17 protein-coding genes are annotated in these 12,746 nt (G+C 43.9%); 11 read left to right on the forward strand and 6 right to left on the reverse strand.

What is annotated here, in order from left to right:
- Positions 1-145: 145 nt before the first annotated feature.
- The 6 genes from DQN58_RS01790 to DQN58_RS01815 all read left to right on the forward strand — a co-directional run bounded on the left by DQN58_RS01790 (position 146) and on the right by DQN58_RS01815 (position 5,823).
- Positions 146-1,510 carry a patatin-like phospholipase family protein gene (locus DQN58_RS01790; protein ID WP_032998031.1) on the forward strand — a complete coding sequence of 455 codons (1,365 nt, stop codon included), beginning with the start codon at positions 146-148 and terminating at the stop codon, positions 1,508-1,510.
- A gap of 140 nt (positions 1,511-1,650) precedes the next feature.
- Positions 1,651-2,046, forward strand: a complete 396-nt coding sequence (locus DQN58_RS01795; RefSeq protein ID WP_006719747.1) for a pyrimidine dimer DNA glycosylase/endonuclease V — start codon at positions 1,651-1,653, stop codon at positions 2,044-2,046.
- Between the two features lie 87 nt (positions 2,047-2,133).
- Positions 2,134-3,429, forward strand: a complete 1,296-nt coding sequence (locus DQN58_RS01800; protein WP_006719750.1) for an NAD(P)/FAD-dependent oxidoreductase — start codon at positions 2,134-2,136, stop codon at positions 3,427-3,429.
- A gap of 131 nt (positions 3,430-3,560) precedes the next feature.
- Positions 3,561-4,340 (forward strand): amino acid ABC transporter substrate-binding protein, encoded by a 780-nt coding sequence (locus tag DQN58_RS01805; RefSeq protein ID WP_006719752.1) that lies wholly within the window; start codon positions 3,561-3,563, stop codon positions 4,338-4,340.
- Complete coding sequence (locus DQN58_RS01810) at positions 4,324-5,046, forward strand: amino acid ABC transporter permease (protein WP_006719754.1); 723 nt, start codon at positions 4,324-4,326, stop codon at positions 5,044-5,046. Before DQN58_RS01805 ends, DQN58_RS01810 begins: the two co-directional genes overlap by 17 nt.
- 9 nt (positions 5,047-5,055) lie before the next feature.
- The gene (locus DQN58_RS01815) at positions 5,056-5,823 is read left to right on the forward strand and encodes an amino acid ABC transporter ATP-binding protein (protein ID WP_006719756.1); all 768 of its coding nucleotides are present in this window, start codon (positions 5,056-5,058) and stop codon (positions 5,821-5,823) included.
- Positions 5,824-5,833: 10 nt separating this feature from the next.
- On the opposite strand, the gene DQN58_RS01820 is transcribed toward DQN58_RS01815, so the two are convergent.
- The 5 genes from DQN58_RS01820 to DQN58_RS01840 all read right to left on the reverse strand — a co-directional run bounded on the left by DQN58_RS01820 (position 5,834) and on the right by DQN58_RS01840 (position 8,339).
- Complete coding sequence (locus tag DQN58_RS01820; protein ID WP_006719758.1) at positions 5,834-6,121, reverse strand: DsrH/TusB family sulfur relay protein; 288 nt, start codon at positions 6,119-6,121, stop codon at positions 5,834-5,836.
- A 2-nt stretch (positions 6,122-6,123) separates the two neighbouring features.
- Positions 6,124-6,486: a sulfurtransferase complex subunit TusC gene (tusC, locus tag DQN58_RS01825; protein ID WP_006719760.1), complete on the reverse strand. Its 363-nt coding sequence runs from the start codon at positions 6,484-6,486 to the stop codon at positions 6,124-6,126.
- The gene (gene tusD, locus DQN58_RS01830) at positions 6,483-6,860 is read right to left on the reverse strand and encodes a sulfurtransferase complex subunit TusD (protein ID WP_006719762.1); all 378 of its coding nucleotides are present in this window, start codon (positions 6,858-6,860) and stop codon (positions 6,483-6,485) included. The genes tusC and tusD overlap by 4 nt, the downstream gene beginning before the upstream one ends.
- 2 nt (positions 6,861-6,862) lie before the next feature.
- The gene (locus DQN58_RS01835; protein ID WP_006719764.1) at positions 6,863-7,531 is read right to left on the reverse strand and encodes a helix-turn-helix transcriptional regulator; all 669 of its coding nucleotides are present in this window, start codon (positions 7,529-7,531) and stop codon (positions 6,863-6,865) included.
- Positions 7,532-7,610: 79 nt separating this feature from the next.
- Positions 7,611-8,339 carry an FKBP-type peptidyl-prolyl cis-trans isomerase gene (locus DQN58_RS01840; protein WP_006719766.1) on the reverse strand — a complete coding sequence of 243 codons (729 nt, stop codon included), beginning with the start codon at positions 8,337-8,339 and terminating at the stop codon, positions 7,611-7,613.
- A gap of 89 nt (positions 8,340-8,428) precedes the next feature.
- On the opposite strand from DQN58_RS01840, the gene DQN58_RS01845 reads away from it, so the two are divergent.
- A complete protein-coding gene (locus tag DQN58_RS01845) occupies positions 8,429-8,650 on the forward strand; it encodes a SlyX family protein (RefSeq protein WP_006719768.1) in 222 nt (73 codons plus the stop codon).
- A 57-nt stretch (positions 8,651-8,707) separates the two neighbouring features.
- Here DQN58_RS01845 and pgdx read toward each other — a convergent pair whose 3' ends face one another.
- A complete protein-coding gene (pgdx, locus tag DQN58_RS01850; RefSeq protein WP_006719770.1) occupies positions 8,708-9,436 on the reverse strand; it encodes a hybrid peroxiredoxin PGdx in 729 nt (242 codons plus the stop codon).
- 154 nt (positions 9,437-9,590) lie between these two features.
- Here pgdx and oxyR point away from each other — a divergent pair, with 154 nt between their 5' ends.
- The 4 genes from oxyR to rfaD all read left to right on the forward strand — a co-directional run bounded on the left by oxyR (position 9,591) and on the right by rfaD (position 12,714).
- Positions 9,591-10,487, forward strand: a complete 897-nt coding sequence (gene oxyR, locus DQN58_RS01855) for a DNA-binding transcriptional regulator OxyR (RefSeq protein ID WP_006719772.1) — start codon at positions 9,591-9,593, stop codon at positions 10,485-10,487.
- Between the two features lie 11 nt (positions 10,488-10,498).
- Positions 10,499-11,119 carry an HTH-type transcriptional repressor FabR gene (fabR, locus tag DQN58_RS01860; protein WP_006719775.1) on the forward strand — a complete coding sequence of 207 codons (621 nt, stop codon included), beginning with the start codon at positions 10,499-10,501 and terminating at the stop codon, positions 11,117-11,119.
- The gene (locus DQN58_RS01865) at positions 11,115-11,615 is read left to right on the forward strand and encodes a protein disulfide oxidoreductase (RefSeq protein WP_032998216.1); all 501 of its coding nucleotides are present in this window, start codon (positions 11,115-11,117) and stop codon (positions 11,613-11,615) included. The genes fabR and DQN58_RS01865 overlap by 5 nt, the downstream gene beginning before the upstream one ends.
- Before the next feature lie 175 nt (positions 11,616-11,790).
- The gene (rfaD, locus tag DQN58_RS01870; protein ID WP_006719779.1) at positions 11,791-12,714 is read left to right on the forward strand and encodes an ADP-glyceromanno-heptose 6-epimerase; all 924 of its coding nucleotides are present in this window, start codon (positions 11,791-11,793) and stop codon (positions 12,712-12,714) included.
- Positions 12,715-12,746: the final 32 nt, after the last annotated feature.

The raw sequence follows: 12,746 nt of genomic DNA on the forward strand, positions 1-12,746 counted from the left end.
AACGTTACAAATTCTTACCGCACTTAGGCTGACTCAATGACGTAACCAACGGTCAAAATCCATGATGTGTGATCAACCTCCCTTTCCCCTTGCTTATAAGCGTTGTAGAATAAAAATTATCCAATCACAGCAAAGGGATATTGTTATGAAACACCTTCACATTTCTTTCAAATGTACCTTACTTGCTGGCAGCCTTGCTTTACTTACCGCATGCCATTCCATTATTTATCACCCCACCAAAACTATCGAGCAAATTGAGCCGGAAAAAGGCTATCGCTTAGAAAGTGCCATGCAACAGGCATTACAAAAAGAAAATTTGGTGATTGTCGCCTTTTCTGGTGGTGGCTCACGGGCAGCTTCTTTGGGTTATGGTGTGTTAGAACAATTCCAACACGCCAGCGTACGACCAACGGAAAAAGGCGATACGTTATTACAAAATATTGACGTGGTGTATGGTGTCTCAGGCGGCTCTGTGCTTGCCGCATATTTTGCGTTAGAAGGACAAGACATTATTCCGAAATTTAATGAGTCCTTTTTGAAAAAGAATTTCCAGAAGAAAGTCATTAATGAAGTCTTTTCCATGAGCAACGTACCTCGTCTTACCTCCCCACAATTCGGGCGTAGCGATTTGTTGCAAGAGCAGCTGAATCTTGCGTTGTACGGTGGGAAAAAATTTGCCGACCTTGAACAACGTAAAGGGCCCTTTGCCGTCATTAACGCCACCGACATGACCGCAGAACAAAAAATTTCCTTTACACAAGATTTCTTCGATTGGCTTTGCGTGGATCTCAATGATGTTGAAATCGCCCGAGCAGTGGCCGCCTCCAGTGCCGTGCCGTTAATTTTCTCACCAATCACACAAAACAATCACGGTGGCACCTGCCATGCGGAAAGTAAGAAAGACTTGCTGATGCTGACACTACCGAAAAATCGTCTGTTGTTGAGCAATTTTGAAGCCATGAAAAAACGTGTTGCGCGTTACCAAAACAGTGCAGAAAGACCATATTTACATCTGGTTGACGGTGGCTTAACAGACAATCTTGGCCTAGCCAGTTTATTGGATGTGTCGAATTTACTCAGCATGCGCAAATTATATGCTGAGCTAAAACACTACAATTTACGCAACATTGTGGTGGTCAACGTCAACGCACAAAACGAGCGCACCAGCCACATTGATAAGTCTGCCGACGTACCGGGCATCAGAGAAGTGGTGAACACGGTCATTAATGTACCGATTGATAAAACCACGGAATCTACGGTGAAATACTCACAAAAATTTGCCGAACAATGGAACGCTTACGCTAAACGTAAAAAAGACGTAAAAATTAAAATTTATTTTGTGAATTTGAGTTTGAAAAATCTACCGGAAGGGCAGCTGAAAAACGATGTACTCAACATCGGCACCTCTTTCTATTTGCCGGAATCTGACGTGGATAAACTGCGCGAAGCCGCTAAAATTTTATTGCAACAATCAAAAGAATATCGCAAAGCATTGAAAGCGTTGCAATAAACAAAACGCGAAGTGCGGTCAAAAAACACATCAATTTTTGACCGCACTTTATACTTGATGGATTCCGCCTAAAAAGTCATTGGACGATATCACTGATTTCTTCTAGTATGACGCATCGTTTTTAACGTTATAGAGAAAACATGACTAGAATCAACCTGGTGCCACCTGCCGAATTGTGCGATCAACATTTACTCGCCGAACACCGCGAGCTCACCCGCATTCCCAATGCCGTCGCCAAAGGCAAATATCATTTAAAAGGACAACCGGCAGAGTACAAACTAGGCGAAGGCCACGTTCGTTTCTTCTTCAACAAAATGGCTTTTTTGAAAAAACGCTACGATCTTCTGCATGCCGAATGCAAAGCACGCGGCTTTAACGTGCAATACATTTGGAATGAAGAGTTGCCGCAAGATCCCACTTTATGGCTCGATTACAAACCCACAGAAGCAGCCCTCGCGCTCAACCGCGCACGCATTCAAGAACGCATGCCGGCAAAGGCGAGATTTACGCCATATAAAATTCAGGTAGAAAAATAACCGCACTTTTTCGTGTGTTTGTTCAAATATTGACTTCTCCCCCTTGCGTAGTAATATGCACCCACTTTTCATTACAGGCGTTTATTTATGCTAGCGTTTTCACATCAAGAACATATTGAATCCTATTATTCCGTCACCCGTAACCAACATTTCGAGTTACCGCCGTTAAATCAAAAAGAATCGGCTGACGTGTGCATTGTCGGTGCAGGCTTTTTCGGTTTATCCACGGCATTAGAACTTGCCGAACAGGGCAAAAGCGTGATCGTACTGGAAGGCGCACGGGTAGGCTTTGGCGCATCAGGGCGTAGTGGCGGTCAGGCCATTAACGGTTTTGAAGACGGCATCGATGAATATATCGAACAAGTAGGCTTGGAAACTGCCCGTAAGTTATGGCAAATGTCCTTAGAAGCCATTGATATTATTGATGAACGCATTGCGAAATACGATATTCAGTGCGATTGGAAGAAAGGCTATGCCACGTTGGCGCTCAACGAGCGTCGCATGGAAGATTTAATCGCGGCTGAAAAAGCCAGCCACGAGATTTTTGGCTATCAAAATATGCAGCTTTGGGACAAAGCAAAATTGGAACAACATCTCGGCAGCAAAATTTATTGTGGTGCGTTGTATGATAGCAATTCCGGCCATTTGCATCCGCTTAATTATTGCTTAGGTTTGGCAAAAGCGTGCTTGGATTTGGGCGTGCGTATTTATGAGCAATCGCCTGTGGTAGATTTGCGTGAAAAGGCGACAGACATTGAAGTCATAACGGATAAAAGCGTGGTTGTTGCCAAAGATGTAGTGTTGGCGACTAACGCCTACATTGATGTGCTACCAAAAAGTATTCACCGTGGCATTGCCCGCAAAATTCTACCGGTAGAAAGTTTTATCATCGCCACCGAACCGCTTGATCAAGCCACCGCCGATTCCGTGATCAATAACGGCATGTCTGTGTGCGACAGCAATTATTTGCTGGATTATTACCGTTTAAGCGCCGATAACCGTTTATTATTCGGGAGCGATTCCAGCTCGGAGAAAAACATGATTGAGGTTATGCGCCACAATATGTTGCACGTTTTCCCACAGTTGGAAAACGTTAAAATTGATTACGGTTGGGGCGGCCCTATCGACATGACCATCAATTCCAATCCACATTTCGGACGCATTTCGCCACATATTTATTTCGCCCACGGCTATTCCGGCCACGGCGTGGCGCTCACTGGTTTGGCGGGACGCGTTGTCGCAGAAGCCATTTTAGGCAACGATGAACGCTTGGCTATCTTCAGTAAATTAAAAGTGCCTTCAGTATTCGGCGGCAAATTAGTGAAGAACCTCGCATTAAAAATCGGCGTGAACTATTACCGTTTCTTGGATAAATACCGTTAATTTGGTGACATCATTTTATTTCTTTTGGTTATACGATAGAGAAAATGATTATTTTATTGGGTGTAAATTTACTGTAATAATTCACCGCACTTTTGGTCTTATTAAGCAAATTCTCAAGAGAGGAATGACTCATGAAAAAATCTATTTTTGCAAACGTATTACTGTTATCCGGTTTGGCATTGGGTGTCGCCACTCAGACCATAGCGGGTGAAATTTCTGACCGTGTAGAAAAAACCAAAACCTTATTAGTGGGCACAGAAGGCACTTATGCGCCCTTCACCTTCCACGATGACAGCGGCAAATTAACCGGTTTTGACGTAGAAGTCATTGAAGCCGTAGCACAACGTTTAGGGTTAACCATTCAATTTAACGAAACCCAATGGGATTCTATGTACGCAGGCTTGAACGCCAAACGTTTCGACTTAATCGCCAACCAAACCAACCCAAGCCCGGAACGTTTGAAAAAATACCTTTACACTGCGCCGTATAACTATTCCACTGCCGTTATCGTGACCAAAGAAGACGACAATAGCATTAAAACCTTTGAAGATTTAAAAGGCAAAAAAGCAGCACAATCCTTAACCAGTAACTACGGCAAAATCGCCAAAGCCAATGGTGCAGAATTAATCGTGGTGGACGGTTTGGCTCAAGCGTTGAAATTGATCACCCAAGATCGCGCCGAAACGACAGTGAACGATCACTTGGCAGTTTTGGATTACTTCAAAAAACAACCGAATGCCGGTTTGAAAATTGCCGTAAAACGTGATGAAAAAGTGCCTTCCGGCTTCGCCGTGTTAAAAGGAGAAGAACCGTTGATCGAAAAAATTAACCAAGCATTGGAAGAATTAAGAAAAGACGGCACCTTGAAACAAATTTCAATCAAATGGTTCGGTGATGACATTACTCAATAATTTTCTCGCGTCACTTCCCTTTATGAATGCAGAAAGAGCTGATGAAGTCATCAGCTCTTTTTGGCCTATGTTGGAAGCCGCCATTGATAAAACCATTCCGTTGGCGGTGATTTCTTTCTTTGCCGGGGTGGCTATTGCATTAATTGTGGCGTTGATTCGCATTGTGGAAAAGCCAAATCTTGGCATGCGTTTATTGCAAATACTTTGCCGCATTTATGTTTCCACCATTCGCGGCACACCGATGTTGGTGCAGATTTTCATTATTTTCTATGGTCTGCCGGAAGTAGGCATTAAGCTCGATCCGTTTCCAACAGCGATTATCGCCTTTTCCATTAACATCGGCGCTTACGCCTCAGAAACCATTCGCGCAGCGATTTTATCTATTCCGAAAGGGCAGTGGGAAGCCTCCTATTCCATCGGCATGAATTATTATCAAACTTTCACTCGCACCATCATGACGCAAGCCTTGCGCGTATCGGTGCCGCCATTGGCAAACACCTTTATCAGCAACGTAAAAGATACGTCTTTGGCATCGTTAGTATTAGTGACGGAAATGTTTCGCGTGGCACAAAACATCACTGCAGAAAACTATGAATTTATTATGATTTATAGCGAAGCCGCACTGATTTACTGGTGCATTTGTTTGATTTTATCCTTTGCGCAAGATCGCTTGGAACAACGCCTATCCCGTCATCTCAAGGCCTAAGGAAATCACATGTTAGAAGTGAACAATATTCATAAAACATTTAATGGCAATTCGGTGCTCAAAGGGATCGATTTTCACATTGAAAAAGGCGAAGTCGTGGCGATTCTCGGTCCTTCCGGCTCGGGTAAAACCACCTTTTTGCGCTGTTTAAACCTATTGGAACGCGCTGAACAAGGCACGTTGCATTTTACCGATGGCAGCCTTTTCTTAGATTTTGCTAAGAAAATCAGCAAAGCGGACGAACTCAAATTACGTCGTCGCTCTTCCATGGTGTTTCAGCAATACAATTTGTTCCCTCATCGCACCGCACTTGAAAATGTGATGGAAGGGATGGTCGTAGTGCAAAAGAAAAGCAAAGTAGAAGCAGAACAACGTGCCGTGGAATTGCTCACCAAAGTGGGCTTAAAAGACAAAATGCACTTATATCCATCGCAACTTTCCGGTGGTCAGCAACAACGGGTGGGCATTGCCCGTGCGTTAGCGGTTCAACCGGATATTATTTTGCTAGATGAACCCACCTCGGCGTTGGATCCGGAATTAGTGGGCGAAGTGCTACAAACGTTAAAGTTACTGGCACAAGAAGGCTGGACGATGATTATCGTGACCCATGAAATGCAATTCGCCCGTGATGTGGCAGATCGTGTGATTTTGATGGCTGACGGGAATGTGGTGGAACAAAACAGCGCTCGCGAATTTTTTGAAAATCCACAACATGAACGCACTAAGCAATTCTTGCTGCAGGCAAAAATTCCCGTTTGCGTGGAATATGAAATTTAGCCTGTTCTTTTTATAGGGCAATTTGTGGGAAATACTGTTCGCTGAGCGCAACAAAATCTGCTAACGAAATAGACCGCACTTTTGCATCATTTGGCAGAAGTGCGGTTAAATTTCTCGCCAAAATATCGTTCTCTAAGGCAAAACAGGAGGCATGACAACGCGCCAACACATCCGCCTGTTTTAACGCCAATAACACGCCATCTTGCCATAACACCACCGCATCCTGCGCCGTGGCATTCAGCAAATAATGTTCCAGTTCTGTTTGTGAATAATGGGCTTGAGAAAAAGTATAAAGCATAATCAAAAAGTCAAAATTTTTTCACTTTGTTGCAGGATTTGTAACAACTGTTGACGCGGTAGTACATCACAATCCAAGACGAAATCCGACGATGTCAGCTGAAATTGTTGCAGTGAATCGGCACACACATAGCGCTGTTCAATATCGTATAAATCCAATAATTTCAACGCACTTGCCGTGTCTTTTTGCAAGACGACTTCCGCTTGTTGCTGTTTTTGCAAGTTCAACACACCGTCATCTAGGAAAAACACCGCAATGTCTTCTTCGGCACAAAATGCCGTCGCGGCAAGCAGCGCATCTAATCCTTCCCGTGTATTGGCCGTGCCGTAAGGGGCATGACGAAAAATAAAGGCAAGTTTACTCATACGGTTATCACTCGATCAGCTTGAAGCAAGGCTTGGCTAAATTCACCTAAGCCGGCAAGTTGAAAAACGTCCGCCAAACTGACCGCACTTTTATCCGCCGCCGACTCGCTGTCCACCACGCCACGGCGTTGCGCTGCGGCAACACATAAATGCAACGGCACATTAAATTGGCGAGAAAAGGCTTGCCATGCTTTGACTAAATGAAATTCATCATTGGCGGGATACACCAAGGCGTTGCCATTGCTAACACCGTCTTGATAGAAAAAGATTTGGCGGATGTGATGTTTGTGAACCAACTCTTGTGCTAACTGATACGCAAGAAAAGCGCCTTGGCTCCCATAAACCGATTGTTTAACCACCAATACATAATCCATGATTACTCGTCCTGATCCTGTTTAATTTGGCGAATGTATAAATACACGGTATGGCGGGAAATATTGAGGCGTTCCGCCACCAAATTGATCGCATCTTTAATGTCGAAAATCCCTTTCTCATACAACGAAATCACGATTTGGCGGTTTTTATTATTATTTGCCACCATACGGTCGGAAGTCACTTCCTCAATGGTTTTTTCCACGGTTTGAACCACCAATTCCTCCACCGAACTGGCAAAGTTCACCGCAGAGGTTTCACTGTGATCCGATGCCGGAATAAAGTTTTGTAGGAATTGCGACATAGGGACATCTAAATTAATGTTGATGCAAAGCAGGCCAATGATACGTTTTGCGCTGTTACGAATCGCGATAGTCACTGACTTCATCAAGCCACTGCTTTTCTTGGCGCGGGTAAAATACGGTTTGCTGACGCTTTCCGATTTCATATTGTGCAATGAACGCAACGCAAGATCCGTCATAGGCGAGCCCACTTGGCGGTTGGTGTTATGTCCGTTAGCGATGTAAATGGCGGAGTGTTCTAAATCCTCAAAAGAATGTAGAACGATTTCACAATGTTGCCCGATGAGCGCACTGACACCGTCAACCACGGCAATATAGGAATTTAAAATTGTGCGATCTTCGTCGGTAAAAGGGCGTTTATCTGTGAGCATGAAAGAGCGTGTTGGTATTTATTCAAACAAATGACCGCACTTATCAGTTCAACACCGAAAAGTGCGGTCGTTTTTTTCGTTATTTTTTCGCAGGAATCACATCTAAGACTTCGACGTCAAAATAAAGTGTTGAGTTTGGCGGAATGCTCGCACCGGCACCGTCTTTGCCATAAGCCAAATCCGGTGGTAACACCAATTCGATTTTGCCACCTTTTTTCACTAATTGCAGACCTTCAGTCCAACCTTTAATTACTTGATTTAACGGGAATTCTGCTGGGGTACCGCGTTGTACGGAGCTATCAAACACCGTTCCGTCAGGTAATTTGCCGGTATAGTGTACTTTTACGACATCTGTCGCGTTGATCGCATTACCGGAGCCGGCTTTTTCGACACGATATAACAAACCGGAAGCCGTTTTCTTCACGCCATCTTTTTTAGCAAATTCCGCGGCAAATTTATTGCCTTCCTCTTCGGCTTTCTGTGCCACGGCAGCGGCACGTTTTTCACTCTCTGCTTTTAATTTAGCATCAATGCCTTGCAAAGCAGTCGCGATGTCTTTGTTGTCTTCCAACTTAACTTTGCCGTTTAATACATCGGCAATCCCGGCCACCACTTTTGCGTTGTCATAGTCGATAACGCCTTTTTGGGCATTGATAAGGCCTTGTAAATCAGTACCAAATAACACACCAACGGCATAAGAAGATTCTTCTTTGAATTTAGCATCGTTTTGCTCTGCTGCTAAAACGTTGCCGGAAATGACCGCACTTAACATGAGCGCTAAAGCGGAGACTTTTTGAATTTTTAACATTGTGTTCAATCCTTTATAATAAGTGACAGATGCGCAGGATAGGGTAAAACGGATTCAACAAATTCACAACATTTATTTAGGAAATTATTATGTCGATACAACAACATTTAGAACAGCGAATTGCCGAGCTGGAAATGAAAGTCACCTTTCAGGAAACGGTGATTGAAGAATTGAATCAAGCGTTAATCGAGCAGCAATTTATTTTAGACAAAATGCAACTCCAGCTCCGTTATGTGGTGAACAAAATGAAAGACATGCAGCCTTCCAATATCGCCAGCCAAGCGGAAGAAACCCCGCCACCGCATTATTAACTAAAAAACAAAAAGGACGTCAACATGACGCCCTTTTTTATTCAGTCTATACGCTGATTATTTCGCGAAATACGCTTCTAAATCATCGCTACCACCGATGTGTTTACCACCGATGAAGACTTGTGGCACAGTCGCACGACCGGAAACCGCACGCACGCTCACGATAGTTGCATCATGACCTAATACGATTTCTTCAAAGCTTAAGCCTTTGTCATGTAACATTTGTTTTGCTTTTGCACAGTATGGGCAACCAGGTTTAGTAAAGATCGCGATGGATTCTTGAACTTGGTGTTGTGGTGCAAGGTATTTCAACATGGTATCAGCATCGGACACTTTGAACGGGTCGCCCGGCTCATTTGGTTCAACGAACATTTTTTCTACTACGCCGTTTTTCACGAGCATAGAATAACGCCATGAACGTTTACCGAAACCTAAATCTTCTTTACCTACCAACATACCCATGCCTTCGGTAAATTCACCATTACCGTCCGGAACGAAAGTGATGTTGTCGGCTTTTTCGTCTTCTTTCCATGCGTTCATAACGAAAGTATCGTTCACAGAAACCACGAGAATGTCATCAACGCCGTATTTTTTGAATACTGGTGCTAATTCGTTGTAACGTGGTAAGTGGGAAGAAGAACAAGTTGGGGTAAATGCACCCGGTAGAGAGAAAACGATAACAGTTTTGTTATCAAATAATTCGGATGAAGTTACATCAACCCATTGGTCGCCTTGGCGAGTGCGGAATGTCACTTGAGGAACTTTTTTACCTTCCATATTGGACATGATTTTTCTCCTATTAATGATGTGGAACGGATTAGAAACTGCTGTACAAAACCTAAACAGATTCTAAATGACGATGAATTATAGGTAAAATTATGATATAGTCACAATCAATTAATTCTATCCTTTTAATTGTTACTTTCTATAATGAGGACCTATGAATATTCGCGATTTAGAATACCTTGTTGCTCTTGCTGAATACAAGCACTTTCGTCGTGCGGCAGATTCTTGTCATGTCAGTCAACCTACCTTAAGCGGTCAAATTCGTAAATTAGAAGACGAGCTCGGCATTATTTTATTGGAACGTACCAGCCGTAAAGTTTTATTCACTCAATCAGGTTTATTGTTGGTTGAACAAGCCAAAACTATCCTACGCGAAGTGAAATTATTAAAAGAAATGGCAAGCAACCAAGGCAAAGAAATGACCGGTCCATTGCACGTTGGCGTCATTCCAACCATCGGGCCTTATTTAATGCCGCACATTGTTCCGGCGCTACAACAGGCTTTCCCTGAACTCGAGTTATTCTTGTACGAAGCACAAACCCATCAATTATTGGAACAATTAGAAACCGGCCGACTCGATTGCGCTATTGTTGCCTCTGTGCGTGAAACCGAACCGTTCATCGAAGTGCCGCTATTTAACGAAAAAATGCTACTGGCCGTTTCCGAAACCCATCCTTGGGCGAAGGAAGAGACCATTCCAATGAGCATGCTAAAAGATCGTGAAATGTTAATGTTAGATGATGGACACTGTTTGCGGAATCAAGCTCTTGGCTATTGTTTCACTGCCGGTGCAAAAGAAAATTCACATTACCAAGCAACCAGTTTGGAAACCTTGCGTAACATGGTGGCGGCCAATGCCGGCATGACTTTAATGCCGCAACTTGCGGTTCTTAGTGAGGGCGCTCGTGGCGGCGTGAAATACCTGCCATGCCACACACCACAGCCGGCGCGTGATGTCATTTTAGTTTACCGTCCGGGTTCCCCATTGCGTGTACGTTATGAACGCATTGCCGAAGCGGTTTCTAAATCAATTAAACCGCTTTTAGATTAATGGAGTAAAGCATGGTCGGTATTCGCGCACAACAAAAAGAAAAAACCCGTCGAGCTCTCATTGATGCCGCGTTCAACCAGCTGACGGCGGAAAAAAGTTTTTCCAATTTAAGCCTACGGGAAGTGTCTCGCGAAGCCGGCATTGCACCGACCTCATTTTATCGACATTTTCGCGATATGAACGAATTAGGTCTCACCATGGTTGACGAAGCGGGGCTAACCCTACGTCAACTCATGAGACAGGCACGTAAACGCATCGCCAACGGCGGCAGCGTCATTGTGATTTCGGTGGAAACCTTCTTTGAATTCATTAATAACAGCCCAAACGTATTCCGCCTGTTATTGCGCGAAAGTTCCGGCACATCCCAATCCTTCCGTACCGCAGCCGCCCGTGAAATCAAACATTTCATTGATGAACTGGCAGAGTACATCGCTCACAAAAACAACTATTCCCAATACATTGCCTACGTGCAGGCGGAAGGCATGGTAACCATTGTCTTTACTGCCGGCGCCAACGCCTTGGACATGAGTAAAACAGAACGGGAACAGTTAAAAGAGCGGTTGATTTTACAGCTCAGAATGTTAGCTAAAGGCACCAAACACGAAGCCAAAGACCGCCATGACATCGATTAATATCAAAAAATTATTGAAAAATACGGTTTCTTTATTGCTCACTTTACTGATCATGAGCAGTATCTTGGATTTTATTCGCAAACCGACTGTACCGGATAATCTCAACGCCACGGCGTTATACGATTTACAAGGCAACCCGTTTTTTCTGCCACAACTGGATCAAGACAAGCCTACGGTACTTTACTTTTGGGGAACCTGGTGTAGCTACTGTCGTTACACCTCATCAGCAATTAATGATCTGGCAAAAGAAGACTATCCTGTGGTTTCCGTTGCATTGCGTTCAGGTTCTGCACAAGATGTAGCGAATTACCTGACGGAACATCAATATGGTTTCACCACGGTTAACGATCCTCAGGGTGAACTAGCAACGCAATGGCATGTGGGCGTTACTCCCTCCATTATCATTTTACGTCACGGCAAAATGGATTTGGCGACAACCGGTTGGACAAGTTATTGGGGACTAAAAGTGCGGTTGTTTTTAGCGACGTTTTTATAAGAAAAAACACATTTAAAACCTATCACACAAAAACCAACATTTTTTGAATATTGGCTTTTCTAACAGCATCAATCGGCGAACAATCAAGCCTAACTTGATTGCGAATACTTTTACCTTGGTGAGCAAATCAATTACAATGAGCGACAACTTTCATATCTAGTAAGAGGACAGAACTATGATTATCGTAACCGGTGGCGCAGGCTTTATTGGCAGCAATATCGTCAAAGCATTAAACGACATGGGTCGTAAAGACATTTTAGTGGTAGATAACTTAAAAGACGGCACAAAGTTCATTAATTTGGTGGATTTAGACATCGCTGATTATTGCGACAAAGAAGATTTCATCGCCTCCATTATCGCCGGCGATGATTTAGGCGACATCGATGCCGTTTTCCATGAAGGTGCATGTTCTGCCACCACAGAATGGGACGGCAAATACATCATGCATAACAACTACGAATATTCCAAAGAGTTGTTGCATTACTGCTTAGATCGCCAAATTCCATTCCTCTACGCGTCCAGTGCCGCCACTTACGGCGACAAAACCGAATTCCGCGAAGAACGCGAATTTGAAGGCCCATTGAATGTGTACGGCTATTCCAAATTCTTATTTGACCAATATGTGCGCGCGATTTTACCTGAAGCGCAATCACCGGTGTGCGGCTTCCGTTATTTCAACGTGTACGGCCCACGTGAAGGCCACAAAGGCTCTATGGCAAGTGTCGCGTTCCACTTAAATAATCAAATTCTCAAAGGTGAAAATCCGAAACTCTTCGCCGGTAGCGAACACTTCCGCCGTGATTTCGTGTATGTGGGCGATGTCGCCGCAGTGAATATTTGGTGCTGGCAAAACGGCATTTCCGGTATTTTCAACTGTGGCTCCGGTAACGCAGAATCTTTTGCTGAAGTAGCAAAAGCGGTGATTAAATTCCACGGAAAAGGCGAAGTGGAAACCATTCCATTCCCGGAACATTTAAAATCCCGCTACCAAGAATACACGCAAGCGGATTTAACCAAACTCCGTGCTACCGGCTACGATAAACCGTTTAAAACCGTGGCAGAAGGCGTAGCGGAATATATGGCGTGGTTGAATAAATAATTACACCTCTCCATTCAAAACAAAAAGAAAGT

The sequence above is a fragment of the Aggregatibacter segnis ATCC 33393 genome, from assembly GCF_900476035.1.
Taxonomy (GTDB): domain Bacteria; phylum Pseudomonadota; class Gammaproteobacteria; order Enterobacterales; family Pasteurellaceae; genus Aggregatibacter; species Aggregatibacter segnis.

What these genes read in the sequence shown, in the direction of transcription:
- DQN58_RS01790 (WP_032998031.1), top strand. Translation starts at nt 146, where the DNA reads ATGAAACACCTTCACATTTCTTTCAAATGTACCTTACTTGCTGGCAGC.
- DQN58_RS01795 (WP_006719747.1), top strand. Translation starts at nt 1,651, where the DNA reads ATGACTAGAATCAACCTGGTGCCACCTGCCGAATTGTGCGATCAACAT.
- DQN58_RS01800 (WP_006719750.1), top strand. Translation starts at nt 2,134, where the DNA reads ATGCTAGCGTTTTCACATCAAGAACATATTGAATCCTATTATTCCGTC.
- DQN58_RS01805 (WP_006719752.1), top strand. Translation starts at nt 3,561, where the DNA reads ATGAAAAAATCTATTTTTGCAAACGTATTACTGTTATCCGGTTTGGCA.
- DQN58_RS01810 (WP_006719754.1), top strand. Translation starts at nt 4,324, where the DNA reads ATGACATTACTCAATAATTTTCTCGCGTCACTTCCCTTTATGAATGCA.
- DQN58_RS01815 (WP_006719756.1), top strand. Translation starts at nt 5,056, where the DNA reads ATGTTAGAAGTGAACAATATTCATAAAACATTTAATGGCAATTCGGTG.
- DQN58_RS01820 (WP_006719758.1), bottom strand. Translation starts at nt 6,121, where the DNA reads ATGCTTTATACTTTTTCTCAAGCCCATTATTCACAAACAGAACTGGAA.
- tusC (WP_006719760.1), bottom strand. Translation starts at nt 6,486, where the DNA reads ATGAGTAAACTTGCCTTTATTTTTCGTCATGCCCCTTACGGCACGGCC.
- tusD (WP_006719762.1), bottom strand. Translation starts at nt 6,860, where the DNA reads ATGGATTATGTATTGGTGGTTAAACAATCGGTTTATGGGAGCCAAGGC.
- DQN58_RS01835 (WP_006719764.1), bottom strand. Translation starts at nt 7,531, where the DNA reads ATGCTCACAGATAAACGCCCTTTTACCGACGAAGATCGCACAATTTTA.
- DQN58_RS01840 (WP_006719766.1), bottom strand. Translation starts at nt 8,339, where the DNA reads ATGTTAAAAATTCAAAAAGTCTCCGCTTTAGCGCTCATGTTAAGTGCG.
- DQN58_RS01845 (WP_006719768.1), top strand. Translation starts at nt 8,429, where the DNA reads ATGTCGATACAACAACATTTAGAACAGCGAATTGCCGAGCTGGAAATG.
- pgdx (WP_006719770.1), bottom strand. Translation starts at nt 9,436, where the DNA reads ATGTCCAATATGGAAGGTAAAAAAGTTCCTCAAGTGACATTCCGCACT.
- oxyR (WP_006719772.1), top strand. Translation starts at nt 9,591, where the DNA reads ATGAATATTCGCGATTTAGAATACCTTGTTGCTCTTGCTGAATACAAG.
- fabR (WP_006719775.1), top strand. Translation starts at nt 10,499, where the DNA reads ATGGTCGGTATTCGCGCACAACAAAAAGAAAAAACCCGTCGAGCTCTC.
- rfaD (WP_006719779.1), top strand. Translation starts at nt 11,791, where the DNA reads ATGATTATCGTAACCGGTGGCGCAGGCTTTATTGGCAGCAATATCGTC.